Origin of the sequence: Rhizobium sp. G21 (genome assembly GCF_014158035.1) — a bacterium.
Taxonomy (GTDB): domain Bacteria; phylum Pseudomonadota; class Alphaproteobacteria; order Rhizobiales; family Rhizobiaceae; genus Rhizobium_E.
Genome location: NZ_JACFXW010000001.1, coordinates 3,637,940 through 3,661,991, shown reverse-complemented (window position 1 = coordinate 3,661,991; position 24,052 = coordinate 3,637,940). Strand labels below are relative to the sequence as shown.

The 24,052-nt window shown below is 61.0% G+C and carries 21 protein-coding genes and 3 pseudogenes; 14 read left to right on the top strand and 10 right to left on the bottom strand.

What is annotated here, in order from left to right:
• Window positions 1-53: 53 nt before the first annotated feature.
• Window positions 54-2,242: pseudogene (locus tag H2O14_RS18210) on the bottom strand (anthranilate synthase).
• Between the two features lie 324 nt (window positions 2,243-2,566).
• On the opposite strand from H2O14_RS18210, the pseudogene H2O14_RS29495 reads away from it, so the two are divergent.
• Window positions 2,567-3,369: pseudogene (locus tag H2O14_RS29495) on the top strand (extensin family protein).
• A gap of 35 nt (window positions 3,370-3,404) precedes the next feature.
• Here H2O14_RS29495 and H2O14_RS18200 read toward each other — a convergent pair.
• The 3 genes from H2O14_RS18200 to H2O14_RS18190 all read right to left on the bottom strand — a co-directional run bounded on the left by H2O14_RS18200 (window position 3,405) and on the right by H2O14_RS18190 (window position 6,186).
• Window positions 3,405-5,084: a formate--tetrahydrofolate ligase gene (locus tag H2O14_RS18200; RefSeq protein ID WP_182829430.1), complete on the bottom strand. Its 1,680-nt coding sequence runs from the start codon at window positions 5,082-5,084 to the stop codon at window positions 3,405-3,407.
• 182 nt (window positions 5,085-5,266) lie between these two features.
• Window positions 5,267-5,959, bottom strand: coding sequence for a hypothetical protein (locus H2O14_RS18195; RefSeq protein WP_182828762.1), 693 nt, complete (start codon window positions 5,957-5,959; stop codon window positions 5,267-5,269).
• Window positions 5,950-6,186 (bottom strand): hypothetical protein, encoded by a 237-nt coding sequence (locus H2O14_RS18190; protein WP_182828761.1) that lies wholly within the window; start codon window positions 6,184-6,186, stop codon window positions 5,950-5,952. The genes H2O14_RS18195 and H2O14_RS18190 overlap by 10 nt, the downstream gene beginning before the upstream one ends.
• A gap of 237 nt (window positions 6,187-6,423) precedes the next feature.
• On the opposite strand from H2O14_RS18190, the gene H2O14_RS18185 reads away from it, so the two are divergent.
• Together H2O14_RS18185 and H2O14_RS18180 are read left to right on the top strand one after the other, a co-directional pair.
• Window positions 6,424-6,948, top strand: a complete 525-nt coding sequence (locus H2O14_RS18185; protein ID WP_182828760.1) for a TIGR00645 family protein — start codon at window positions 6,424-6,426, stop codon at window positions 6,946-6,948.
• Between the two features lie 322 nt (window positions 6,949-7,270).
• A complete protein-coding gene (locus tag H2O14_RS18180; RefSeq protein WP_182828759.1) occupies window positions 7,271-8,002 on the top strand; it encodes a helix-turn-helix transcriptional regulator in 732 nt (243 codons plus the stop codon).
• Window positions 8,003-8,079: 77 nt separating this feature from the next.
• Here H2O14_RS18180 and H2O14_RS18175 read toward each other — a convergent pair whose 3' ends face one another.
• The 6 genes and pseudogenes from H2O14_RS18175 to H2O14_RS18150 form a co-directional block, all read right to left on the bottom strand.
• Complete coding sequence (locus H2O14_RS18175) at window positions 8,080-8,397, bottom strand: ArsR/SmtB family transcription factor (protein ID WP_182828758.1); 318 nt, start codon at window positions 8,395-8,397, stop codon at window positions 8,080-8,082.
• Between the two features lie 106 nt (window positions 8,398-8,503).
• Complete coding sequence (locus H2O14_RS18170) at window positions 8,504-8,953, bottom strand: hypothetical protein (RefSeq protein WP_182828757.1); 450 nt, start codon at window positions 8,951-8,953, stop codon at window positions 8,504-8,506.
• Window positions 8,923-9,258 carry a pyridoxamine 5'-phosphate oxidase family protein gene (locus H2O14_RS18165; RefSeq protein WP_182828756.1) on the bottom strand — a complete coding sequence of 112 codons (336 nt, stop codon included), beginning with the start codon at window positions 9,256-9,258 and terminating at the stop codon, window positions 8,923-8,925. The genes H2O14_RS18170 and H2O14_RS18165 overlap by 31 nt, the downstream gene beginning before the upstream one ends.
• Window positions 9,259-9,315: 57 nt before the next feature.
• A pseudogene (gene choV / locus H2O14_RS18160) lies at window positions 9,316-10,355 on the bottom strand (choline ABC transporter ATP-binding protein).
• Window positions 10,355-11,227: a choline ABC transporter permease subunit gene (choW, locus tag H2O14_RS18155; RefSeq protein WP_182828755.1), complete on the bottom strand. Its 873-nt coding sequence runs from the start codon at window positions 11,225-11,227 to the stop codon at window positions 10,355-10,357. Before choW ends, choV begins: the two are co-directional and overlap by 1 nt.
• A gap of 86 nt (window positions 11,228-11,313) precedes the next feature.
• A complete protein-coding gene (locus H2O14_RS18150) occupies window positions 11,314-12,255 on the bottom strand; it encodes a choline ABC transporter substrate-binding protein (protein ID WP_409526960.1) in 942 nt (313 codons plus the stop codon).
• Window positions 12,256-12,541: 286 nt separating this feature from the next.
• Between H2O14_RS18150 and H2O14_RS18145 the strand changes: the two genes are divergently transcribed.
• From H2O14_RS18145 to H2O14_RS18095, 11 genes are all read left to right on the top strand, one after another.
• The gene (locus H2O14_RS18145; RefSeq protein ID WP_182828753.1) at window positions 12,542-12,928 is read left to right on the top strand and encodes a cytochrome c family protein; all 387 of its coding nucleotides are present in this window, start codon (window positions 12,542-12,544) and stop codon (window positions 12,926-12,928) included.
• A gap of 211 nt (window positions 12,929-13,139) precedes the next feature.
• Window positions 13,140-14,228 carry a hypothetical protein gene (locus H2O14_RS18140; RefSeq protein WP_182828752.1) on the top strand — a complete coding sequence of 363 codons (1,089 nt, stop codon included), beginning with the start codon at window positions 13,140-13,142 and terminating at the stop codon, window positions 14,226-14,228.
• A 54-nt stretch (window positions 14,229-14,282) separates the two neighbouring features.
• Window positions 14,283-15,173 carry a prohibitin family protein gene (locus H2O14_RS18135; protein WP_182828751.1) on the top strand — a complete coding sequence of 297 codons (891 nt, stop codon included), beginning with the start codon at window positions 14,283-14,285 and terminating at the stop codon, window positions 15,171-15,173.
• Between the two features lie 16 nt (window positions 15,174-15,189).
• Window positions 15,190-16,332 (top strand): hypothetical protein, encoded by a 1,143-nt coding sequence (locus tag H2O14_RS18130; RefSeq protein ID WP_182828750.1) that lies wholly within the window; start codon window positions 15,190-15,192, stop codon window positions 16,330-16,332.
• 45 nt (window positions 16,333-16,377) lie between these two features.
• On the top strand, window positions 16,378-18,291 hold the full coding sequence (locus H2O14_RS18125; protein WP_182828749.1) for an AAA family ATPase: 1,914 nt from the start codon (window positions 16,378-16,380) through the stop codon (window positions 18,289-18,291).
• Window positions 18,292-18,313: 22 nt separating this feature from the next.
• Window positions 18,314-18,610, top strand: a complete 297-nt coding sequence (locus tag H2O14_RS18120; RefSeq protein WP_182828748.1) for a hypothetical protein — start codon at window positions 18,314-18,316, stop codon at window positions 18,608-18,610.
• 8 nt (window positions 18,611-18,618) lie between these two features.
• The gene (locus H2O14_RS18115; protein WP_182828747.1) at window positions 18,619-19,227 is read left to right on the top strand and encodes a hypothetical protein; all 609 of its coding nucleotides are present in this window, start codon (window positions 18,619-18,621) and stop codon (window positions 19,225-19,227) included.
• Window positions 19,224-20,513 carry a DUF6638 family protein gene (locus H2O14_RS18110; RefSeq protein WP_182828746.1) on the top strand — a complete coding sequence of 430 codons (1,290 nt, stop codon included), beginning with the start codon at window positions 19,224-19,226 and terminating at the stop codon, window positions 20,511-20,513. Before H2O14_RS18115 ends, H2O14_RS18110 begins: the two co-directional genes overlap by 4 nt.
• Before the next feature lie 2 nt (window positions 20,514-20,515).
• Window positions 20,516-21,637 carry a DUF2333 family protein gene (locus H2O14_RS18105; RefSeq protein WP_182828745.1) on the top strand — a complete coding sequence of 374 codons (1,122 nt, stop codon included), beginning with the start codon at window positions 20,516-20,518 and terminating at the stop codon, window positions 21,635-21,637.
• 404 nt (window positions 21,638-22,041) lie between these two features.
• Window positions 22,042-23,370 (top strand): aspartate aminotransferase family protein, encoded by a 1,329-nt coding sequence (locus tag H2O14_RS18100; protein WP_182828744.1) that lies wholly within the window; start codon window positions 22,042-22,044, stop codon window positions 23,368-23,370.
• A 240-nt stretch (window positions 23,371-23,610) separates the two neighbouring features.
• Complete coding sequence (locus tag H2O14_RS18095; protein ID WP_182828743.1) at window positions 23,611-24,012, top strand: hypothetical protein; 402 nt, start codon at window positions 23,611-23,613, stop codon at window positions 24,010-24,012.
• The last annotated feature ends 40 nt before the right edge of the window (window positions 24,013-24,052 follow it).

The following is a 24,052-nucleotide window of genomic DNA, read 5'->3' as shown; positions in this document are numbered from 1 at the left end:
GCTCTCACGTCGCACCGACAAACTTAGGCTAACCCTATTCTTGCCCTCTCCCCTCAAGCCGCTTTCACCTTGGCCCTTTTCGCCAGATGCGCCACGACATTCTCGATCATCCGCATGCCGGCTTCGGAGCCGAGCGTCATGATCGATTCCGGGTGGAACTGCACGGCCGCCACCGGCTCTTTCGTGTGCTCGATGCCCATGATCGTGCCGTCCTCGCTTTCGGCCGTGATGATGAAATCGCGGTCGAGGGTGGCGGGGTCGGCGAAGATCGAATGATAGCGGCCCACGGTCACTTCCTTGCCGAGGCCTGAGAACACCACGCCGGGCTCGAGCACGCGGATGCGCGACGGCTTGCCATGCATGGGAATGGCGAGATGGCGGAGTTCGCCGCCATAGGCTTCGGCCAGCGCCTGGAGCCCAAGGCAGACGCCGAAGATCGGCAGATTGCGCGCCCTCGCCTTCTTGATCGTCGCCTTGCAATCGAAATCCGACGGCGAGCCCGGCCCGGGCGACAGCACCACGAGGTCGGGGTTCATCCGGTCGAACACCTCTTCCGGAACCGGCGTGCGCACGGTGGAGACCGTCGCGCCCGTCTGGCGGAAATAGTTGGCGAGCGTGTGCACGAAGGAATCTTCGTGGTCGACCAGCAGGATATTGACCCCCTGGCCGACTTTGGCGACATCGCGCTTGGTCATGGCGGAATTCCCTGTCTTGGCGTCGCGGATGGCGGCGATCATGGCGGAGGCCTTGAGTTCGGTCTCGGCCTCCTCCTCTTCCGGAATGGAATCGTAAAGCAGCGTCGCGCCGGCGCGCACTTCGGCGATCCCGTCCTTGATACGGATGGTGCGCAGCGTCAGACCGGTGTTCATGTCGCCGTTGAAACCGACCCAGCCGATCGCGCCGCCATACCACACGCGCGGGCTCTTTTCATGCGCCTCGATGAAGCGCATCGCCCAGAGCTTCGGCGCGCCGGTGACGGTCACGGCCCAGGCATGGCTGAGGAAGCCGTCGAAGGCGTCCATATCGTCGCGCAAGCGGCCCTCGATATGATCGACCGTGTGGATGAGGCGCGAATACATCTCGATCTGCCGGCGGCCGATGACCTTGACCGAAGCCGGCTCGCAGACGCGGCTCTTGTCGTTGCGATCGACGTCGGAGCACATGGTCAGCTCGGACTCGTCCTTCTTGGAGTTCAGGAGCTTGAGGATTTGCTCGCTGTCGGAGATCGCATCGTCGCCACGCTTGATCGTGCCGGAGATCGGGCAGGTCTCGATACGGCGACCCGACACGCGCACGAACATTTCGGGCGAGGCGCCGACCAGATATTCCTGATTGCCGAGATTGATGAAGAAGGAATAGGGCGACGGATTGATCGCCTTCAGACGCCGGGCGATGGCCGAAGGCTTGGAGTCGCAGCGCTCCATGAATTTCTGGCCCGGCACGACCTCGAACAGGTCTCCCCGCTGGAAGCTCTTCTTGGCGTGCTTGACGAGATCGGCATATTCGCCGGGTCGGTGATCGCCGCGCGGCGGATCGTATCGGTCGAGCGGAAAGGTTCGGGAACCGTGTCGCCGGCCTTGCCGACCGTCGTCCGATCCTCCTTGGCGTATTCGTATCGGTCGATCCAAGCCTTGGCGGAATAATTGTCGACCACCAGGATCTCGTCGGGCAGGAACAGCACCATGTCGCGCTGGTCGTCGGGCCGCTTGAGCTTAAGATCGATGGCGTCGAACTGGAAGGCGAGATCGTAGCCGAAGGCGCCGTAGAGGCCGATCGAGCTGTCCTCGGCCGAATGGAACAGGCCGGTGATGGCGCGGAGCACGGTGAAGACCGTGGGCATCTTCGAGCGCTCTTCTTCTGTGAAGACGCGCGAGGGTGCATTCACGGTGAGGTCGAGCCGGCGGGCGCTGCGCGCGCCCAGCGTCAGGTCCTCCACGCGGGCAAGTTCTTCTGCGATGATGTCGAGCAGAACTTCGCCGCGCTCGTTATAGGCTTCGAGCCAGACGGAGCGGCCGAAGGAGGACACGCCGAGCGGCGGGTCACAGACCGCCACGTCCCAGCGGGTGTAGCGGCCCGGATATTCATAGTTGGAAGACAGGACGGCGCCGCGGCGCTCGTCGAGCTTTTCGACATAAGAGTCGATCGCGTCGGCGTAAGAGGTTTCGCGACGGGTCCGGGTGATCGTCACCCCGCCCTTCGTCACATATTGCTCCGAGCCGTCTTCCAGTATGCGCGTTCCCATTCTTTCTCTCCGTCAAGGCCCGGTCGAGCGCGGCCCGGATATGAAAAAAGCCGCCTCTTTCCGGGCGGCTTCGTGGTCTTGTCTTTAACACATGACGATCCGAGGCCGCGTTTTCAGCGAACCCACCACCAGATAGCCATGATCACAGACGTTTTCATGTCGCTACCAATATCAATCTTTTCAGAATTGACAAGGGGCCGAAACAGCCTTCCGACCACGGCTCTTATTCCCTGCGGCGATGAGGGTTTCGGCCGGACGAGAGGCGCCGGCATCGAACGGCGAACCGAGACGGCAGCCATGCGTTCTCCTTCGAGACACAGATTCATGGAGGGCCGTCCCCTGCGCGCCATAGTCCTACTCGCTTCGACCCTGCTGCTCGCCGGCGCGGACCTCCCGGTCCATGGACCCATTCCTCAAAGCCGACCGGACGCGGGGCCGGATGCGCCGAAGACGCCTATCACGGCCCCGGAGGCGAAGGCCGGCTCTCCCGCGCCAGGCGCCGCCGCAAGACCGGACAGCGCGGTATCCCCGAGCGCCCCTGAGGCGGAAGCGCCACCGATAGAGACAGAAGATCCGGCGGCTTTCACGCGCTGCTCCGCGGCGCTGACGGCGCTGGGAGCGGAATTCAGCGAGATCGAGCGCATCGACGACGGTGGCGGCTGCGGCATCGACCGACCGTTGCTGGTCAAGTCGCTCGGCGCCGGCGTTTCGCTTACGCCTCCTGGCCAGATGCGGTGCCAGACGGCGTTGAACCTCTCGCGCTGGACCCAGGACGTCGTCCTCCCCTTCGCCAAAAAGCCCGTCCGACGGAAACTCTTACCGCGATCAACCAAGCCTCCACCTATGTGTGTCGCAATCGCAATTCGGCGTCGAATGGCAAGATCTCCGAACACGCGCATGGAAGCGCGGTGGATATAGCCGCCTTCACCTTCAAATCTGGCGCGACATTGACGATTTCGCCGCGCGAGGAGGATTCAACGCTCAACGGCGCGTTCCAGCGCGCAGTCGCCTCGGCGGCATGCCTTTATTTCTCCACCGTGCTCGACCCCGGCAGCGACGCGGCGCACGAGACGCATCTGCATCTCGATACGCTCACGCGCAAAGGCGGCTATCGCTATTGCTGGTGAAGGGCGGCGTGCTGATGCCTTTTCATGGCGCCAGATCAGAATAGCCCTTCGATATACCCCATCTCGTTGAGATAGATCCGCTCCGACGACGGGGACTTCGGCAGGCCGGGCATGGTCATGATCTCGCCGGTGATCGCCACCACGAAACCGGCGCCCGCCGACAGCCTGACCTCGCGCACATTCACCACATGCCCCTCCGGCGCGCCGCGCAGGCCGGGATCGGTGGAGAAGGAATATTGCGTCTTGGCCATGCAGACCGGCAGTTTTCCGTAGCCCTGCGCCTCCCAGGTGCGGAGCTGATCTCGCACAGACTTGTCGGCGGTTACCTCGCCGGCGTGATAGATCGATTTGGCGATCCGCTCGATCTTTTCGAACAGAGGCATGTCGTCGGGATAAAGCGGCGCGAATTGCGATTGGCCGCCTTCGGCGAGTTCGACCACCTTGCGGGCGAGATCCTCGATCCCGGCCGAGCCTTGCGCCCAGTGCTTGCACAGGATCGCCTCGACGCCGAGGGTGGCGACATACTCCTGGATCGCCTTGATCTCGGCCTCCGTATCGGAGGTGAAGTGATTGATGCCGACCACCACGGGCACGCCGAATTTTTTGACGTTCTGCACGTGACGGCCGAGATTGGCGCAACCTTTCTGCACGGCGGCGACATTCTCGACGCCGAGATCTTCCTTCTTGACGCCGCCATTCATCTTCATCGCCCGCGCCGTCGCCACGATCACCGCCGCATCCGGCTTCAGCCCGGCCTTGCGGCATTTGATGTCGAAGAACTTCTCCGCGCCGAGATCGGCGCCGAAACCGGCTTCGGTGACGACATAGTCGGCGAGTTTCAGCGCGGTGGTGGTCGCCACCACCGAATTGCAGCCATGGGCGATGTTGGCGAAGGGGCCGCCATGCACGAAAGCCGGATTATTCTCGAGCGTCTGCACCAGATTGGGCTGCATCGCGTCCTTCAGCAGCACCGTCATCGCCCCGTCGGCCTTGATGTCGCGGGCGAAGACCGGGCTCTTGTCGCGACGGTAGCCGATGATGATGTCGCCGAGCCGCTTTTCGAGATCCTTGAGATCGGTCGACAGACAGAGAATGGCCATGACTTCCGAGGCGACGGTGATGTCGAAGCCGGTTTCGCGCGGATAGCCGTTGGCGACGCCGCCCAGCGAGGCAACGATCTGCCGGAGCGCCCGGTCGTTCATGTCCATGACGCGCCGCCAGGCGATGCGCCTGATGTCGATGCCCTGCTCGTTGCCCCAATAGATGTGATTGTCGATCAGCGCCGAAAGCAGGTTGTGCGCCGAGGTGATGGCGTGGAAATCGCCGGTGAAATGCAGGTTCATGTCCTCCATCGGCACCACCTGCGCATAGCCGCCTCCGGCCGCGCCGCCCTTCACCCCGAAACACGGGCCGAGCGAGGCCTCGCGAATGCACACCACCGCCTTTTTACCGATACGGTTGAGCCCGTCGCCCAGGCCGACCGTGGTCGTGGTTTTGCCCTCGCCCGCCGGCGTCGGATTGATGGCGGTCACCAGCACCAGCCTGCCATTCGGCTTGTCCTTGATGCGGGCAATGAAATCGGCCGAGACTTTCGCCTTGTCATGCCCATATGGCATGAGATCTTCTGTCGCTATGCCCAGTTTCGCGCCGATTTCCTGGATCGGACGCTTCTTCGCAGCGCGCGCAATTTCAATGTCGGATTTCACGTCGGCCATAAACATTCCGCCTCCCGTTCGGATGGTTCGCCCTTCGTCCACGCGCCTTCCTCCTCGGAGCGAGACGATCGTGTCAGTTAATCGGCAAAACGGAGCGGCCGCCGGTCCCGAAACAACCGAAGAATGTTCTATTTGCGACGTTTTTCATTTTGGGAGCGAAATGCGAAGCCGATCACCATCGCTCAGATCGGCTCGACCTCGGGTTCCAGCGTCGACAGGGTCGAGGCCGGCGCGGTGGAGGGCAGAAGAACGCAGTTGTCCGGCCTATCCGGCGTCAGGCAGGACTGCGGCGCCGTCAGCATGTCCGTCGAAGACAATTCGGTGATCAAGCCGATCTTCAGCATTTCCACCGGCTCGAGAGTCCTGATCTTATCCGGCGTCGCCGACTGCATCAAATCGAGCAGGACGAGATCAACGCCCATGTCCCCGAGATAATTGCTCAACGCCTTGCGCGTGGCCTTCGGCATTTTCGTGCTGCTTTTCGGCCCGATATCCTTGCGCCGGATCTCCTCGCGGCTCACCACCTTTCTCTTGCCGTCGACGATTTCGTAACGTTCCTTGTAGTAGATCTTCTGGCGCCGATAAGTGGTGGTGACCTGGTGCACGCCCGTATAGGACCACCGGCTGGACAAACGCCTCTCGCCGCCGGCCAGCGCCAGCGGGCAAGCCGACCAGCAGAACGATCCGGCCACGGCGACCGACCCGTAATATTCCCCATCGCGCGCGCCGTCCGGCTTGCAATCGTCATCCGTGGGCCGGCAGGTGACGAAACGGGTGTAACCGACCTCCACCGCAAGGCCTTCCTTGCGGATCAGGCGTCCGAGCGCCATGGCCGCATCGACGTCGCCGCCCGGCGAGGTGATGATCAGGGGCAAGCGCCGGTCGCCCGCTTTTTCACGATCTTCTTGAACGCTGCAGGCGTGCCGGGCGAGATCCGTCCCTCGCCGTAGATCCATTCGGGGCAGACGGGCTCGCAATAGCCCGCGCCGGACCGGACGATGGCGAACGTCATGGGACGATCGAACAGAGCCGGCAGGTTGGCGCCTTCCCTGCGATCGTCGGCTCTGACATCGGCGCAGGTCAGAGAGATCGCCAGGACCATCAAAATCCAGAGCCGACCCGCGCGCCCACTGTCAGACCACCGAGACATGAGTTTGACCACCATTCCTTCGTAGACTGAGAATTGGCTGCATTGGCCGGACGGCGCAAGACGCCGGCGATCCGATTTGCTATTTTTCTTTGCAACGTGGCGCCCGTACCGCATTGCGAAACCGCGCAGCGCCGAGTTATGACCGGCGCGCCCAAAGACAATGTGCTCGAAAATCGCGTGAGGCCGATCATGAAATCGTTGGAATTGATCATCGAGAGGATCATCCTGTCCAGCCGCTGGATCCTGGTCGCCTTCTATCTCGGACTGGTCGCCGCGCTTGCAGTCTATGCGGTCTCCTTCGCCTACAAATTCTGGAAAGTTGCGATCAACGTGTTCAATTTCGGCGAGGCGGAGATGATCCTCGCCATGCTGGGCCTCATCGACGCGGCGCTGGTCGCCAGCCTTATCGTCATGGTGATGATTTCAGGCTATGAAAACTTCGTCAGCCGCTTCGATGAAGCCGACGATGAAGTCTCGTTTCTCGGGAAACTGGATGCGGGCAGCCTCAAGATCAAGGTCGCCTCGTCGATCGTGGCGATTTCCTCGATCCATCTGTTGCAGGTGTTCTTGAACGCCAACCAATATGACAACTGGAAACTCGCTCTGCTCACGCTGATCCACATCGCCTTCGTCGTTTCGGCCCTGATGCTCGGAGTGTTGGAGAAGCTGTCCAAGAAGGACAAAGCCGACCCCGGGGAGCGACCGGCCCTCTGAAGCGGCTGTCGGCTTTCCCATTTCGAGTCCGTTGCAAACGTTTACTTTCATCGAGACTATTGAAGATTGCTGAAATGTGTAATTATCATGCGCCGCGACATCGCAGTCGATCGCGTCCATGCCCCTTCTGACCGGGGTCCTTGTCTGCGAAAAACTGCAAATTTTACGGAATTCGCTTTGCGAGAAGGAAGAATTCGGGCTATCAACACATCCAGTCCGGAATACGCCTCAGTTTTTTCGAGCTGCATAAGGGGAACCGTCGGTTTTGCGTCATGGCTCGTCGGGCCGTTTGACCTTAGTCACGGAAGGAACGTCGGAACTCATGCGCCAGATGACGCTGGAACAGCAGCAATTGTATTCCGCGATCGGCGACGCCTCGGGGAAGCCTGATCTCGCGCTGAATCTGTTCCGCATAGGGCTGATGTTCGACTTCGCCTGCTCCACCTTCCTGGTGATGCCGTCCAAGACGGATCAGAGCATTTCCTCGCTGATCATCGAAACAAACGCGCCCGACGACTTTTACGAAAATCTCGACCAGGTCGCGCCGCCGAAAGACTCCTATGTGTATGATGCGGCGCGTTGCACTGTACTGCCGCTGTCCTGGTCGGCCGAACAGGTCGAGCGTCAATGCAAATTGATCAACTCGGCGCCGCCCCTTTTCCTGAAGCATTATACCGATCACGGGTTCAGTCGCGGGCTGGTGATTCCGCTTTCCTCATTGGACGGGTCGCGACACATCATCCGTTTCGACGGTGATCGCCGTCCGATGGAACAGATCGAAATCAACGACCTGACGATGCTGGCGCTACACTTTTTCCAGTCCTACGACCGCAATCGCTATCCGTTGACGGACAATCCATGCGGACTGACCGAACGTGAGGTGGAGATCGTCCGATGGACGGCAAAAGGAAAGACGTCTGCGGAAATCGGCATGATCATGTCTTTGTCCGACCATACCGTGAACGCCTATATGAACAATGCGGTGAAGAAACTCGACTGTGTGAACCGCACGCAATTGGTGGCCAAGGCGATACGGATGCGGGTCATCAGCTGATCTCCCATCCGCCGAAATAAAAAGAGGAACCCTTTCGGGCTCCTCGCTCATTATAAAAAGCCTGGAATATCCGTAAATTATGCCGCAACGCTTTTCGGCGTGTCCTCCCCGTAGAGAGATTCCAGCGCACTGAGCAGCGTAAGAACCTGCGCCGAATTGCTTGAATAGTAGATCGTCTGGGCGTCGCGACGCGTGCGAACGAGTTTCTGCGCGCGCAGCTTGGACAGATGTTGCGAAAGCGCCGACTGGCTGAGGCCGACCTGATTGGCGAGGACGCCGACCGGAACTTCGCCATTCACCAGGTTGCAGAGGATCAGAAGTCTCTTGGGATTGGCGAGCGCGGAAAGCAGGGCTGCCGCAGAGGCCGAATTTTCTGACAATGTCTTCATCTTCATAGCAATTTATCCTCAATCCAATTCGTTGATGTTTAACTCAATAAACCCCAGGCTCTTGAAATCGAACGAAAAAATCATAACGCCGTTTCCTCGTTGATGTACATTACTAATTTTCACGTATTTCCATAAGCAAGTTCTTATATGCTGCAATCAGCCCTTTTACATCTTGAGCAGCTTCATCAAGTTCAATTCGAACAAGATGCTCGCCCTGCGCGAGGTCAATGCCGGATGCATCAATTCCCGATAGTTCCCAATTGTATGATTTTACATGTGAATATGCATTTGCAAGTAAGTTTGCGAGTTGCGGATCGAGGGATGCAACTTTGGAGAGGTAGTACAACTCATTTGTCGCGAGGTCGGAGGTCAGCGGCGATCGGATCAACAGCTCCTCTCGCAAAATATTATAACTTTTTCCAAAACCACCATTGAGGAAGCCGCCCGTGAGCCCGATTTTGTAGAATTGGAAGTCCTCGAAAGAGGCGTAGAGCTTCGATTTCGGGTGTCGCCGCAAAAACCGACGCCGAATCACATTTTCGTCTTCGGAGCCCTTCTCCACCCCCTGGCCTCCCCGGTCACGGTCAATCGCGGCCAGGCCAGAGGATCGCCCTTTCGCGGTTCTCCGACCAAGAGAGAGCAGCGCGGATCCGCCGCAAGCGCCCTGGTATGCGCCGCAAGGCGTGAGATCAGCAGCACAGGCGCGCCATCGAGATCGGCGCCGACCAGCGTGCGGGTGGCCAGGGGAAAGCCGGTTTCCGGATCGAGGACGGCGAGCGCGCCATAGCGTGCGCCTCGCAGCAGGGTCCGCGCGAGTTTGCGCGCCTCTTCGTCTGTTGGACGGATGAGCGGTGTCTCTTCCTGCATAAAAAACCCTCCGGCGCATGGGCGACCGGAGGGTTTTATCAGGGGCTCGGCTGTCCGTCAGCCTCTGTTGCGATGCCGCGTCAATCCGCTCACCACATCCTCGGCCGAGATCGCGCCGACCAGAACGCCGTTGTCGACCACGCCGATCACGCCAGGCTGGCGCGACATCACGTCGAGCACGTCGACGAGACGAGCGTCCGGCGTGGTGGCGCCGGAAACCGGGGCGTTCGGATCGACATTCTGCCGCCGCATGATGTCCGATGCCGTCAGCATGTTGATCGGGTTCATGTTCTGCACGAAATCCGCCACGTATTGATTGATTGGATTGCGCACGATGTCCTGCGGCGTGCCGCACTGACGATCCGTCCGCCTTCCATGATGGCGATGCGGTTGCCGATGCGGAAGGCTTCGTCGAGATCGTGGCTGACGAACAGGATGGTCTTCTTGAGCCGACGCTGGAACTCGAGCAGTTCGTCCTGAAGGCGGGTGCGGATCAGGGGATCGAGCGCCGAAAAGGGTTCATCCATCAAGAGGATCGGCGCGCCGGTGGCGAACGCCCGGGCAAGCCCCACGCGCTGCTGCATGCCGCCCGAGAGTTCCTGCACCTTGCGGTCGGCCCATTTGGCGAGATTGACCAATTCGAGCTGTTCGCCGACAATCTTCTTGCGTTCGCCTTCCTGCATGCCGGCGAGTTCGAGCCCGAAGCCGACATTCTCGGCGACCGTGCGCCAGGGCAGAAGCCCGAACTGCTGGAACACCATCGACACGGAATGCATGCGGAGATCACGCAGTTCGGCGGGCGAACACTTGTAGGGATTGAGGAACTTACCCCCGTGGGCGACGCTGACGTCGCCGCGCACCACGGGCGCCAACGCGTTGACGGCGCGCAGAAGCGTGGACTTGCCGGAGCCCGAAAGGCCCATGAGCACGAGGATTTCGCCTTCCTCGATGCTCAGCGACGCGTTGGCCACGCCGAGCACCAGTCCGGTCTCGGAGCCGATCTCGTCGCGTGTCCTGCCGGCGTCGGCCATGGCCAGCGCCTTTTCCGGATTGGCCCCGAAGATGATCGAGACATTGTCGAACTTGACCGCTGTCATCACGCGTCTCCTTCGTCGGAAGACCGGAAAATTCGGTCGAGGATGATGGCGAGGATCACGATGCAGAGGCCGGAATCAAACCCCTTGGCGATGTTGACGGTGTTGAGCGCGCGCACCACCGGCACGCCGAGCCCGTTGGCGCCGACCAGCGCCGCGATGACCACCATCGACAGCGACAGCATGATCGTCTGGGTCAGGCCCGCCATGATCTGCGGCATCGCGAAGGGCAGTTCGACCTTGGTCAGGACCTGGCGTTTGGTGGCGCCGAAAGCCTCCGCCGCTTCCACCAGCGACGGCGGCGTCGAAATGATGCCTAGTCGCGTAAGCCGGATCGGCGCCGGGATCGCGAAGATCACCGTGGCGATGAGGCCCGGCACCATGCCGAGACCAAACAGCAGCAGCGCCGGAATGAGGTAGACGAATGTCGGGATGGTCTGCATCAGATCGAGCACCGGACGCATGGCCGAATAGAGCCAGGGACGACGCGCGCAGGCGATGCCGACGGGTATGCCGATCACCATGCAGACGCCCGTGGCCGCCAGCACCAGCGCCAGCGTCTGCATCGTCTCTTTCCAGTAACCCTGGTTATAGATGAACAGCATTCCGAGCAGGGTGAAAGCCGCGATGCCGACCGAGCGGCGCATGAACCAGGCGAAGCCGGTAAACACCAGTATCATGAAGAGAGGGTAGACCTGCTCCAGGCTCGAACCCTTGAGATAAGGCGCCTCGAGAACGAACAGCATCGCGTTGATCGACGAGTCGAGGACGGCAGAGATCACCCGGAAGACGACCTTCAGGTCGGTCGTCAGCCAGTCGACCACGGCCTTGGCCCAACTGCCGACCGGGATCTTGTATTCAGTCAAAATATTCATGCGCTGTCCCCGACAAATGACGCTGATGGGCAACCGGTTACCGCGCAGGCTTCCCCTCGCCTGCGCGGTCCGTCTTCATTCGCCGATCAGAGGCCGAGAGCGCTCTTGACTGCAGCGACCGCGTCGCCGCCATCCTTGGTGGTCACGCCCTTGAGCCAGGGCTCAAAAGCGGTGGGATTGGCGGTCAGCCATTCGGTGGCGGCCGCTTCGGGCTCCATGCCGCCGTCGAGGATCTTCTTCATCACCTCGTTTTCCATCGCCAGGCTGAACTTGAGGTTCTTGAGCAGGGCGCCGACATTGGCGCATTCGGCCACATAGCCGGCGCGGGTGTTGGTGTAGATGGTCGCGCCGCCGAGATTGGGGCCGAATACATCGTCGCCGCCGGTCAGATAGGTCAGCTTGAAGTTGGCGTTCATCGGATGCGGTTCCCAGCCGAGGAAGACGATCGGCTTGCTGTCGCCGTTGAGGCGAGCCACCTGCGACAGCATGCCCTGCTCGGAGGACTCGACCAGCTCGAAGCTCTTGAGGCCGAATTGGTCGCCGTCGATCATGCCGAGGATGAGGCGGTTGCCGTCATTGCCCGGCTCGATGCCGTAGATCTTGCCTTCGAGTTCGTCCTTGTGCTTGGCGATGTCGGCGAAATCCTTGATGCCGAGGGCGGCGCCCGCCTCGTTGGTCGCCAGCGTGTATTTCGCGCCTTCGAGGTTTTCGCGCACCGTGTCGACGCTCTTCTCGTCGCGATAAGGCTTGATGTCGGCTTCCATCGTCGGCATCCAGTTGCCGAGGAAAACGTCGATGTCCTTGTTCTTCATCGACTGGAACGTGACCGGAACCGACAGAACCTTCACATCCGTCTCATAGCCGAGCGCCTTGAGCACGACGGAGGCTGTGCCGGTGGTGGCGGCGATGTCGGACCAGCCGACATCGGCGAAGCGGACGGTGGAGCAGCTATCGGGTTCGGCGGCTCGTGCGACGCCGGCAAAGGCGAGCGTAGATACCGCCAGCGCCATCACGGCTTTAGAAATCATTGACGTCATTGAACGTTCTCCCTCTTTTATGGTTCGGCTAGCCAACCACCATTGACGCGACAATTCAAGCGGATTGGCGGCGCGCACATGCCGATTAGCGACGTCATTTCGGCGCAATCCGAGAAACGCCGACGGCGCGAGAGGAAGACAGCTTAAAATTCCTTGTATTCCCGCTCGTTTTCCGACGACTATCGACTTCGAGCGGAGGCTTGATGGACGTCAAGGCAACGTCCTCGCCACCGCTTTATCATCGAGCTGCTGCAAACGATTCTCAAGGATTCTTTCGATGTTGAAGTCTCTCACCTGCGCCGCCCTTCTGCTTGCCGCGTCCACCGGCATGGCTTTCGCCGATGGCGACGCGAAGGCAGGCGCCGCCGTCTTCAAGAAGTGTTCCGCCTGTCATACGGCCACCGAAGCCAAGAACAAGGTCGGCCCCTCCCTGATGGGCGTCGTAGGCCGCAAGGTGGCGAGTGTGGACGGCTTCAAATATTCCGAAGCGATGAAGACCTTCGGCGCCGACGGCAAGGTGTGGGACGAGACGCATCTGACCGCCTATCTCAGCAATCCGAAAGCCGCGATCCCGAAGAACAAGATGGCCTTCGCCGGACTGAAAAAGCCGGAGGACATCCTCAATCTCATTGCCTTTCTCAAGGATCCCGCGGCGGCCAAATGAGCGTTTCCGCGCCGTCGCGCCCGTCTTACTTGCAGCGGGCGCGATTTTTTCGCGTCCGAATAAATGGACAGCCTTGCGCGTTGACCTGACGACGACAACATAACCGCCTGTGACGGTTGAGCGTTTTGCCGGTTTTCAAATCGGCGAAAACGCCTATTGTGCGCACGCAGTCAACGCGCCGCGGCAACGCGGCCACTTCAGGGAAACGACCATGGCCAGCCTGCAGTCCTTCGACTCCGAAATCGAAAAGACCCGCTCGATCGTCAACGACATGCGCGGGAAACTCGACGCCTCGACAGGGGTGCTGGACCGTTTCGCCAAGGCGGACGCCAAGATCGGCGACGCCAGCTTCGACATTGAGAACGCCCGCATCCAGGACGTGCTGACCCAGCAGAAGGTGATGGAGGCCAATATCGCCGACCTCATTCTCGGGCTCGAGGACGCCACCAATGTGTTCGGCTCCGAATTCGAGAGCATGAAGAGCTATACGGGATTTGAAAAATTCGTCGGCATCTTCTCCAAGCAGAAGGCGCAGCGCATGCGCACCGATCGCGTCCGCGGCATGTCGCTGGCCGGCAATCTGCAGGAGCTGCTGGCGAAATCCGACACGATCGTCGGCATTCTCAAAGAACAGAAGAATGTCCTCGACCAGCGCTACAAGTCCTCGGAAGCGAGCCTCATCCAGGTGATCGAGCGGCGCAAGAACGCCATGGTCAATCTGGAAGCCGTGCAGAAGCGCATCGAGGAGCTCAACCCGATGCTGCTCGACATCGAGAACAAGATCGCCGCCGCCACCGACCAGAAGGCGCGCACCGAATTCGAAGGCGAGCGGTCCAAACTCGCCACCGAATATAACGAGAAGCAGGCCAAGGAGCAGGAACTGCTCGCCGAGAGCCAGACGCTCGAGCGTTACACTTCGATGTTCCAGACCTTCGTGGATTCGCTCAACAACCAGATCGCCGCGCAGAACACGCTGATCAACAAGCTGACCATCGACACGGAACAGCGCATCGTTCTCTACAAGGCGCTCGAGGATTCGTTGAAGACGGCCGCGCAGCAGGAAGTCGCCCACCGCATCAACACGCTGGGCAGCCAGGTGGATACGGCGGCTGAGGAAACCATGGCCGGCATCGGCGCCGCTGCCCAGCGCCATATCGGCGACCTCCTGGAAATGCACGAGAAGAACATGCTCTCCACCCAGGACATCCAGCGCCGCAAGAAGCTCGCCGACGACGCCTTCGCGCGCCGCTTCCAGGCGGTGCTCGACAAGCACAATTCCGCCAATTACACGCGGTCCTGAATGGGCCGCGTCAACCGACGCACGCGCTGATCTCGCTCGATCGAAAGAGCCTTCATGACCGAACCGACCGCCATTGCGAAACTCAAGTCCAACAATCGCGGCTTCGCGAAATTCGCCGCCATCGCCGTTGTCGCCCTGATCGTATTTCTGATCGCCTCCGGCGGTTTCTATACCGTCGACCAGGGCGAACGCGGCGTCATCCTTCGCTATGGGGCAGTCGTCGGCACGGCGGAGCCGGGTCTCGGCTTCAAGCTGCCCCTGATCGACAAGGTGGTGAAGATCACCGTACAGAACCGCAGCCAGCTCTATGAACGCGTCAGCACCTATTCGCGCGACCAGCAGCCCGCCGAGATCACCCTCTCGGTCAATTACCGTCTGCCTGCGGATCAGGTCGCCAAGATCTACGCCGAATATGGCAGCGAGGAAGGCGTTGTGAACCGGCTGATCGATCGGCGGGTCTATGAGCAGGTCAAGAATGTCTTCGGCCAGTTCAACGCCGTCACCGCCATTCAGGACCGCGCCCGGCTGAACGCGGAAGCCGAGGCCGCTATCCGCGACACGGTGCGGGGCCCGGTCATCATCGACAGCGTGCAGATCGAGAATATCGATTTCTCCGACGCTTATGAACAATCGATAGAGAACCGCATGCTGGCCGAGGTGGAAGTGCAGAAGATCCGCCAGAACGCCGAGCGGGAAAAGGTGCAGGCGCAGATCACCGTCACCCAGGCGCAGGCCCGCGCCGATGCCGTGCGCGCCGAAGCCGAAGCCAATGCGGCGGCGACCCGGCTGGCCGGCGAGGCGGAAGCCGACGCCATCAAGGCCAAGGGCGCGGCGTTGCGCGACAATCCCGAACTGATCAACCTGACCGCTGCGGAAAAGTGGAACGGCCAGCTTCCCTCCACCATGGTGCCGGGATCGGCCGTGCCGTTCCTCGGCGTCAAATAAACATGGAGTGTCGCCCATGAATGCGGTCGAGCCGGCGGCGGCGCAATATTTCCAGACTGTCCGCGCCGCCTTTGTCGGGCTGGAAGCCTATCTCGACGGCCCCGGCCGCAACCAGTCGTCGAAGGATCTCACTTCGACGCTGGTGATGAAATATGTCGAGCGTCTCAAGACGTCGCTTGCCTGCTGGGAAAACAAGATCGGCTTCATGGACCGCTTCCGCATCTCGCGGGCGGATTCGGGCTTCCCGGTGTTCCAGAATGTTTTGGAGTTGGAAAACGATCGCCGTTCGGCCCCGGAGAAGCTGGCCGCAATACCCGATGCCGGTAGGTTGCGGGCGGAAATGGTCGACTTCATCCTGCGCAACAAGGCGTTTCCGGAGGAGTTGCAGAGCCGGATCGCCGAGCGGCTCTATCTCGAAGAGGCGCAGAAGGGCGAGGTGTTCTCGCCGGTGGTGTTGCCCGAAACCTCCGCCGTGTCGGTCAATTCCGAAAACCTGCGTCCCTCGGTGGTCGTCAACTGGGCGGCCTTCGACGGCGCGCAGACGCTGCCGATGATCTATATCGCCCGCATCGAGGACTCCTCGGAGAACCTCACCCGCATGCTGGTCAAGCCGGATGGGACATTGAACGACAAGGTGGACATCCCTTTCCCAGTCGGCGGTTTTCTCAATCCGGAACTCGCGGCTCGCTTCGACGATTTCGTCATCCGCAACAGCGGCTACGCGCTGACGCCGGTGACGATCGCCACCAATCTCGACAAGGATTTCCCGACGCTGCATCCCAAGCAGATGCGACGGATCGTCATCGGCCCCTTCTATTCGGCTGGGATCACCGAAAACAACGAGGTGATCAACTCGATCCTGTCGCGGGTGCGCAAGGCCGAAAACGCCTGGTTGCTGACCTGGACGGTGCAGGACGTGATCTCGAAACAGGAGAAGCCCGCCCAGCGCGGTTTCTTCTCCTCGACGCCGGCCGAGCAGATCTTCCATATCGACACCAATGATCTCGAAGCGGCGCGCATGGGCGCTAGCGCTTTCGAGAAACACGCGCTGGTGCCGCACGACGCCTATACCGCGCTCTACGCCTCGGGCGAAGCCGAGCGCGTTTTTGCGGGCTACAAGGTCCACGTCATCTCGGGCAACCAGGTGACGGATGTCTGAGAACGGCGGCGGGCCATTGCGGCCAGCCATGACCGGGAGGAACATATGTCGCTGAATACGGGCCTCACGGCCATTTCCGAAGACGATCTCCGCAGCCATCTGGCGACCGCGCAAAGCTTCGTGGGGCGCTTCTCGATGATCGAAAGCGACGCCGCGAATGCCGGCGCGCCGATCGCCGGCACAGGCCGCCGCTTTGTCTCCACCGTCTCGACCTCAGGCATGCGCCGAACGCGCGAGGTGGATCTGGCCAAGGCGATCCAGACGGCGCGATCAGACGACCCCATGCTGTCGCCCCGTCAGCACGCGCTGCTTTATCGCGCCCGGCGCGGGGTGATGGCGGCGCTGGCGATCTCTGATGTCTTCGCCCGGCAGACGGGACTGGAAGGGCTGAAGGCCCGCAACGCCGCCTCCCCTCTGGCGGGTCCGGACGCTGAACAGTTCAAGGCGCTCCTGTCGACCTCCGCCTTCGTGGCCGCCTTCTCCTTCGCCGCCTATCTCTCTTCGACGCTGTCGGGCGAAGGCGAGCCGGTCGAGGATGTCGGCGAACCCGACTATCTCTTCGACACGCCGCAGGATGCGGTGAAATCGATGATCGCAGGTCTGGAGCGGGCCCTTTCCGGCGCCCCCGACGATCTCGCGCTTCTGAGCCGCGCCCGCGCCTTCGCCCGCGACGCCATTGCCGGGCTGATGACGCGCAAGCCGCGCTTTACCGGCCTCGGTCCTTTCGAGACCGCCCATATCCGCATCGAGAGCGACGATTTCGACCTCAACGGCTTCGACGTCGCCCCCGGCGTCAAACGCAAGCCGCTGGTGATGGCCTTCAAGAAGCCGGATGAGGTGATCGGCAATCACATCGCCAAATATCAGGGCATGAAACTCGCCAAGATGATCATGGCCTATGATTTCACGCGCGGGCTCAACCCCTTCGTCGAGCTCGGCGGCTTCCTGTTCACCTTCATCGGCGACGGCATGCCGGGCACCGGCAAGACGACGCTGATCCAGATGATCGCCGGCCTGGTCAACGATTATTGCCAGGTGGCCGGCTATGCCTTCCACTATGAAAATTTCGGCGTCGACCAGATCTCGTCCTATCAGGGCAAATCCGGCCAAAACTGCAAGGCGTTCATCGACAATGTCATGAACCCCAAGGCGATCGGCTTCGGCACGATCGACGATGTCGACCAGGTCGCCGCGAAACGTTCGGACGACCGCGCCTCATCCGGCCAGCAGGAAGTGACCGCCGTGCTGATGGAGGCCTTTGCCGGCGCCTCCACCGTGGTGCGCGGCAACTGCTCCTTCGGCATGTTCTCGAACTACCCGGAAAATGTCGACGATGCGCTGCGCCAGCGCGCCGGCGCCCGCTGGCTGGTCGACGGCCCGCAGACGCGCGAAGACTATATCGACATTTTCGCGCTGCTGGTCGGCAAGAACCACCATATCCCGCTCGGCGAGCACAAGCTCTATGCCGGCCAGGAGATCAAGCGCGCGGTGAGCGCCACTTATGAAGGTCACAGCAGGCCGAGCGAAGACGGCCTCGTCAAAGTGTGGGAACGCTTCGAGAAAAGCCGCGGCGGATTGAAGACGCTCGCGGATATCGGCGCCTATCTGCACGAGATCCGGCTCGCCGAACCCCGCTTCACCGGCCGCGCCATCAAGAACATCACCGACGCGATCAAGATGCGCGCCATGGATGTCGAGCTGCCCGACGACTGGTTCGAAAAACCCGAAACCTTCATGCACAAGGACTACGACGCCAAGAAAGCGATGATCGAGGAGCTGCGCCAGCCGATCACGCTCGACATGGTGCAGCAGGAAATCAACCGCTACGCCGATTCCGAATTCCGCTACGCCGACAAGAGCGACGACGCCGCCGTGACCGACATCATCCGCCGCGAGCGCCAGCGCGAACGCGCCATCCGCGAGATCGAGGCGATGAAGACGGAGGGGCGGTGGAGTTGATATACGAGGATCTTCGTATTATATGAAACAGGAAGGGTTTCGCTTCGCAAAGGAAAAGGTGCTGAAAGCTCTAGTTGATGGCAGCAGCTACCTGCATGAGACGCGAAACGCCATCGATGTGAAAAACCTGTTACAAATGGGACTGGTCACCGCAGAGGAGATCGCCGCTGTGATCCGCCGCTGCACCGGCGCCCATCACACGAGTTCGCCACATCACTGGTCTGCCGAGATCACGGTCCATGTCCTCAGGCGCGACGGCTGGTACATCAAATTCTACTTCGTCGATCCCGACACCGTGTTCATCAGCGTGCATAGATAGGTCGAGCTATGAAGCTTCATGTCGCAGGCGAAAAATCAAAGGCGTTATGTCCTCATTGCCAGGAGTTGACGGGCGCTACCTACGCCTATCGCGATGTTCCCTTCGACGACGGCGTCGGCAGGGCGAAAAACATCCTGGCTCTCGTTTGCGACCAATGCGGCGATATTGTCGCAACGCCCGCCCAATCGACGCCGGCAATCAAGGCAGCGAGAGAGACGGCAACACGGCCGATCGAGGTCAATATTCCAGCGCCATTTATCGAGGCGCTTGATCTCGCCGCATTTCGCATCGATCCGGAAGCCACATCGGAATTTAGAAAGAAGCTGCTCGCCTATTATATCTTCCAGGCGGCAGAAACAGATCAGGCTCAAACAGAACTGATCGGCGTGGCGCCGGACCGGCCGGCATTCAACTCCGAAGCTCCCAAGCGCCGCCTTTCACTGAAAGTGACGCCTCGACTAAACGCCGCTATCGAGCGTCTGATGACCACCCTGCATCTGACAAAATCGGACCTTGTGAAGTTGCTTGTGCTCAAAATCTACGACGACATCCTCGGCTCTCGAAATCCTGCCAATCTCAAGGAACTGCAACGTCTCGCAGCTGTCGCAACCGCATGAAACGCCTCCTCGAATCCGAACTCATCTACGGCCGTTTGCTCACCGTCGACGCCCCGCATCTGATCGCCCGCTACAACAAGGCGCTCAAGGGCTTCGGCTTGCCTGAAACAAAGCTTGAGCGCTTCGACATCGACATGACCGGCTTTTCGCCGGAGATCGCCGAGGAACTGGACAATCGCGATTATCTCGATCCGCTCAGGGTCAACAGACGCTTCATCATTCTGACCCCGGAGCAGGAAAACCTGCCGGTGGTTCACACCAGCTTTTCCAACACCGCAGGCCTGATGCATGAATTCTACCGCGCCAATGCCCGCACCATCAGCGCCGTCACCATCAAGGACGCGCTCTATGGCGAGATCGAGGATTCCGTCGCCAAAGTCGAGCATATCGAGGACCTGCTCTCCATCAACGAGGTGAATTTCCGCGTCCATTCCGCCGAAGACATTCTCGGCAAGGCGTCGGAATTGCGCATGCTCGCCGATCAGGTGACGTCGCAGCCCGACGCCTGGCGCGACGACGCCATGCTCAACCGCATGGTGGAGCTCGCCAAGATCACCGGTGACATCCGCCAGAACACGCTGGTGCCGGACCAGCTGGTGTTCCGCCATGACGCCTTCTGGGCCGATCATTTCGGCGGCGTCTTCGTCTTTCACGATGCGCGCAACACCACCGTGATCTGCCGCGCCGACACGCCGGGCTTCCGCAAGGCGCGTCCCTGGCAGGTGTCCTATATCGACATCGACGACCACGACACGCTCTACGGCTTTCTCGCCCGCACCCGCCGCATCGAGCTGCCCCAGGCCTCCTGGGTCATCGCCTCGGGTCTCTATCAGCATCGCATGCGGATGATCCTGCTCGGCCTCGCCAGCGCCAAGGATCCCAATTTCGATCCCGAACGCGCCGACATGGTCTGGCTGCAGACCTGGGCGCACATGAACACCGATCGCGTGCTCGCCGATGGCGGCTATCCCCTGCTCAACGAGATGCTGCGCGTGGCGGATACGACCGGCAGCATCCGCATGCCCGACATCGCCGCCAAGAACCGCTTTCTGCTGATCCGCGCCGAACCCACCCATCCGGATCAGTGGCTGGTCAACCGGCTGATCGCCTCGCTGCAGCCGCATGATTTCGTCTCACGCTTCATCTTCGACAAACAGGGCTTCTACAAAGCCTATGAGGCCTATCCGGAAAAGTTCCGGGAGCACGTTGTGAAGACGCTCGAAAGCACATATCTCAGGGACAAGGCGGGCTTTCGCCGCCGGCTCTACGGCATTCAAGAGGAGTGAGCATGCTGGACCCGATCATTGCGTTTTTCCAACGCATCTTCAGCGCCATCGGCCGCGGGATCGGCATGATCATCGCCTGGATCCTGTTTCCCTTCCTCAGCGCCAGCCGCTGGTACGCCTCGCGCGGGCTGATCATCAAGGCGGTGGTCGGGCTATTTCTGTTGATCCTGGTGGGCGCCTATGGCCATTTCATCTGGATGACCCAGGTCTGGTCGGGCTTCAATCCCGATTATGTCGCGGCCTACAAGCTCAACGAGCGCAAATTCGTCGCCGGCCAGGATATCAGCGGCGCCGACAGCGCCACGCCCACCGCTTGCCAGACGTCGGGCATCGTCGATGTCGCCGCCGATCTCATCGACCAGGAGGTCAACCAGAACGCCTGGATCTCGTCCATGCCGCTCTATAAACTGGGACTGTTCGGCATCGACTGGGATCACACGCCCTGGCTCGACAACAAGGCCAGCTTCCAGCGCGGCGTGAACCAGACGGTGCGCCGCACCACGGTGGAGCTGGTGGATTCGCTCGCCCGCGTCCGCGGCACCTCCGGCATCAACAACACGCTGCAGCTCGCGCGCTCCAACATGCAATATGACGAAGGCTCCTGGTATGTGAGCTTCTCGCCCTTCGGCTTCCGCACGCCCACGCCCGACATCTATCGCCAGGCCGTCACCCAGCTCAAACAGTTCAATACCGAACTCGGCAAGTGCCAATCCGTATTCGACGGCCGCGCCGACAATCTGCTCGAATTCCTCGACCGCATCGCCAATGATCTCGGCTCGACCTCGGCCATGCTCCGCGAGCGATCGGAGAATTACAATGCCGGCTGGTTCGACACGCGCGCCGACGATCGCTTCTGGTTCGCCTATGGGCAGCTCTACGGCTATTACGGCATCCTGACCGCCGCCCGCGCCGATTTCGGATCGGTGATACGCGAGCGCAATCTCGCCCCGCTCTGGAACGAGATGCTGAAGCAGTTCCGCGCCGCGCTCAACATCCAGCCCGCGATCATTTCCAATGGCCGCGAGGACGGCTGGATCATGCCGACCCATCTCGCCACGCAGGGCTTCTACATTCTGCGGGCGCGTTCGAACCTGATCGAGGTCCGCGACGTGCTGGATCGATGACGAGAGGGGCGATGAGCCCTCTTCCGTGTCTGGCGCGACAGACGAAAGCCGATCGGATGCTTCGGAAGATTTGGTGAAAACGGCCCCGTTTCTCCGGTCATAGTGAGAAACGGGGCTATTCTGGCGTGCCGCCGCTGATGCATCGCTGTGTGGCCGCGTTTTGCCCTGACGACCGCACAACCTGCATATTAGGAACTCCCACATCAAACTTGCTCCGGCCTGACCGGTCAATTCCCGTGATCACTCATGAAATTCCGTGGCCCTCCTTGACGCGGCAAGGGTGCTTGCTACTTTGCGCAACACGCACGCCGGCCCGCGTCGAGCGCCGATTTGCCTGAAACGCCAGGAAAAACCGGACCGTACGAGGCGACGCGCATCGGGTCTCACCACTTCCGGAGAATGAAATGTCGAACCGCCTCAACTCCACGCCGAACGATATGCGGGCGTTCTGGATGCCGTTTACGGCCAACCGCCAGTTCAAGAAGGAGCCGCGGCTGTTCGTCGGCGCCAAGGACATGCATTACACCACCCATGACGGCCGCACCGTGCTCGACGGCACCGCCGGCCTCTGGTGCGTGAACGCCGGCCATTGCCGTCCGCTGATCACCGAGGCGATCCGCGAGCAGGCCGGCGAACTCGATTACGCCCCGGCCTTCCAGCTCGGTCACCCCAAGGCCTTCGAGCTCGCCAATCGCCTCGTCGACATCGGGCCCGACGGCCTCGATCATATCCTCTACACCAATTCCGGTTCGGAATCGGTGGAGACGGCACTGAAAGTGGCGCTCGCCTATCACCGCGCCAAGGGCAACGGCTCGCGCACCCGGCTGATCGGCCGCGAGCGCGGCTATCACGGCGTCAATTTCGGCGGCATTTCGGTGGGCGGCATCGTCTCCAACCGCAAGATGTTCGGCACGCTTTTGTCCGGCGTCGACCATATGCCGCACACCCATCTGCCGGCGAAGAACGCCTTCTCCAAGGGCCAGCCGGAGCATGGCGCGGAACTCGCCGACGAACTCGAGCGCATCGTCACCCTGCATGACGCCTCCACCATCGCCGCCGTGATCGTCGAGCCTGTGGCCGGCTCCACCGGCGTGCTGATCCCGCCGAAGGGCTATCTCCAGCGCCTGCGCGAGATCTGCACCAAGCACGGCATCCTGCTGATTTTCGACGAAGTCATCACCGGCTTCGGCCGCCTCGGCGCGCCCTTCGCCTCGCAATTCTTCGACGTCAAGCCCGACATCGTCACCACCGCCAAGGGCCTGACCAACGGCGTGATCCCCATGGGCGCGGTCTTCGTGACCTCGGAAATCCACGACACCTTCATGACCGGCCCGGAACATCTGATCGAGTTTTTCCACGGCTACACCTATTCCGGCAACCCGATCGCCTCGGCGGCAGCCCTCGGCACGCTCGACACCTATAAGGAAGAGGGCCTGCTGACCCGCGCAAGCGAACTCGCCCCCTATTGGGAAGAGCGCCTGCATTCGCTGGCCGATTGCCCGCATGTCATCGACATCAGGAATATCGGCCTGATCGGCGCGATCGAACTGAAGCCGATCGACGGCGAACCCACCAAGCGCGCCTTCTCGGCCTTCCTAAAGGCCTATGAAAAGGGCCTCTTGATCCGCACCACCGGCGACATCATCGCGCTGTCCCCGCCCTTGATCATCACCAAGGAGCAGATCGACGAGCTGATCGGCAAGCTGCGGGAAGTGTTGGTCGCGAACGCCTGAGGCTCGTAACGACGATCCCAGCAAACGGCGGCTCGAAAGGCCGCCGTTTTTGTTTTGCGCCAATGGCTTGAGAATGACCATAATCCGTTGGCTCCGTCCACGCGCACGCGCCCAGTGGCGGACCAGCGGACATCGCTTAAACCCGCATGAGACATACTTTATTGGGTGGACATCGCGTTCTCCACAAAGCCCCAAGCGCGGGGCGTCAAGGTTGCGGCCGTCAAACCATGGGGGACGAGAATGAAAAGAATGGCGATCGCGGGACTTCTCGCCCTTCTGTCGCAGGGCGTTCATGCCGATGAGATCGATGATCTCACGGCGGCCGAAGACAAAATGTATGACGCCTGGGACAAGGTCCCGCTCACCGACCGCAAGGTGATCTTCACCAAGGAAAGCGCCGCCGGCTACGGCGTCTATAAAGAGCGCGCCAACGCCTCCTTCAAAGGCGGCGAGCCGATCGTGACCTATATCGAGCCAGTAGGCTATGCCTGGAAGGAATTGCCGGGCGATATGTACGAGATCAATTTCGTTTGCGATCTCAAGCTCAAGGACGCCAATGGCCAGGTGCTGATGGAGAAGGCAGCTTTCGCCAACACCTCGATCAAGCCCACAACGCCAACACCGAAGCCTTCATCGACCTGACCCTGACGGTGAACGGCCTCCCCGCCGGCAAATACGCCGT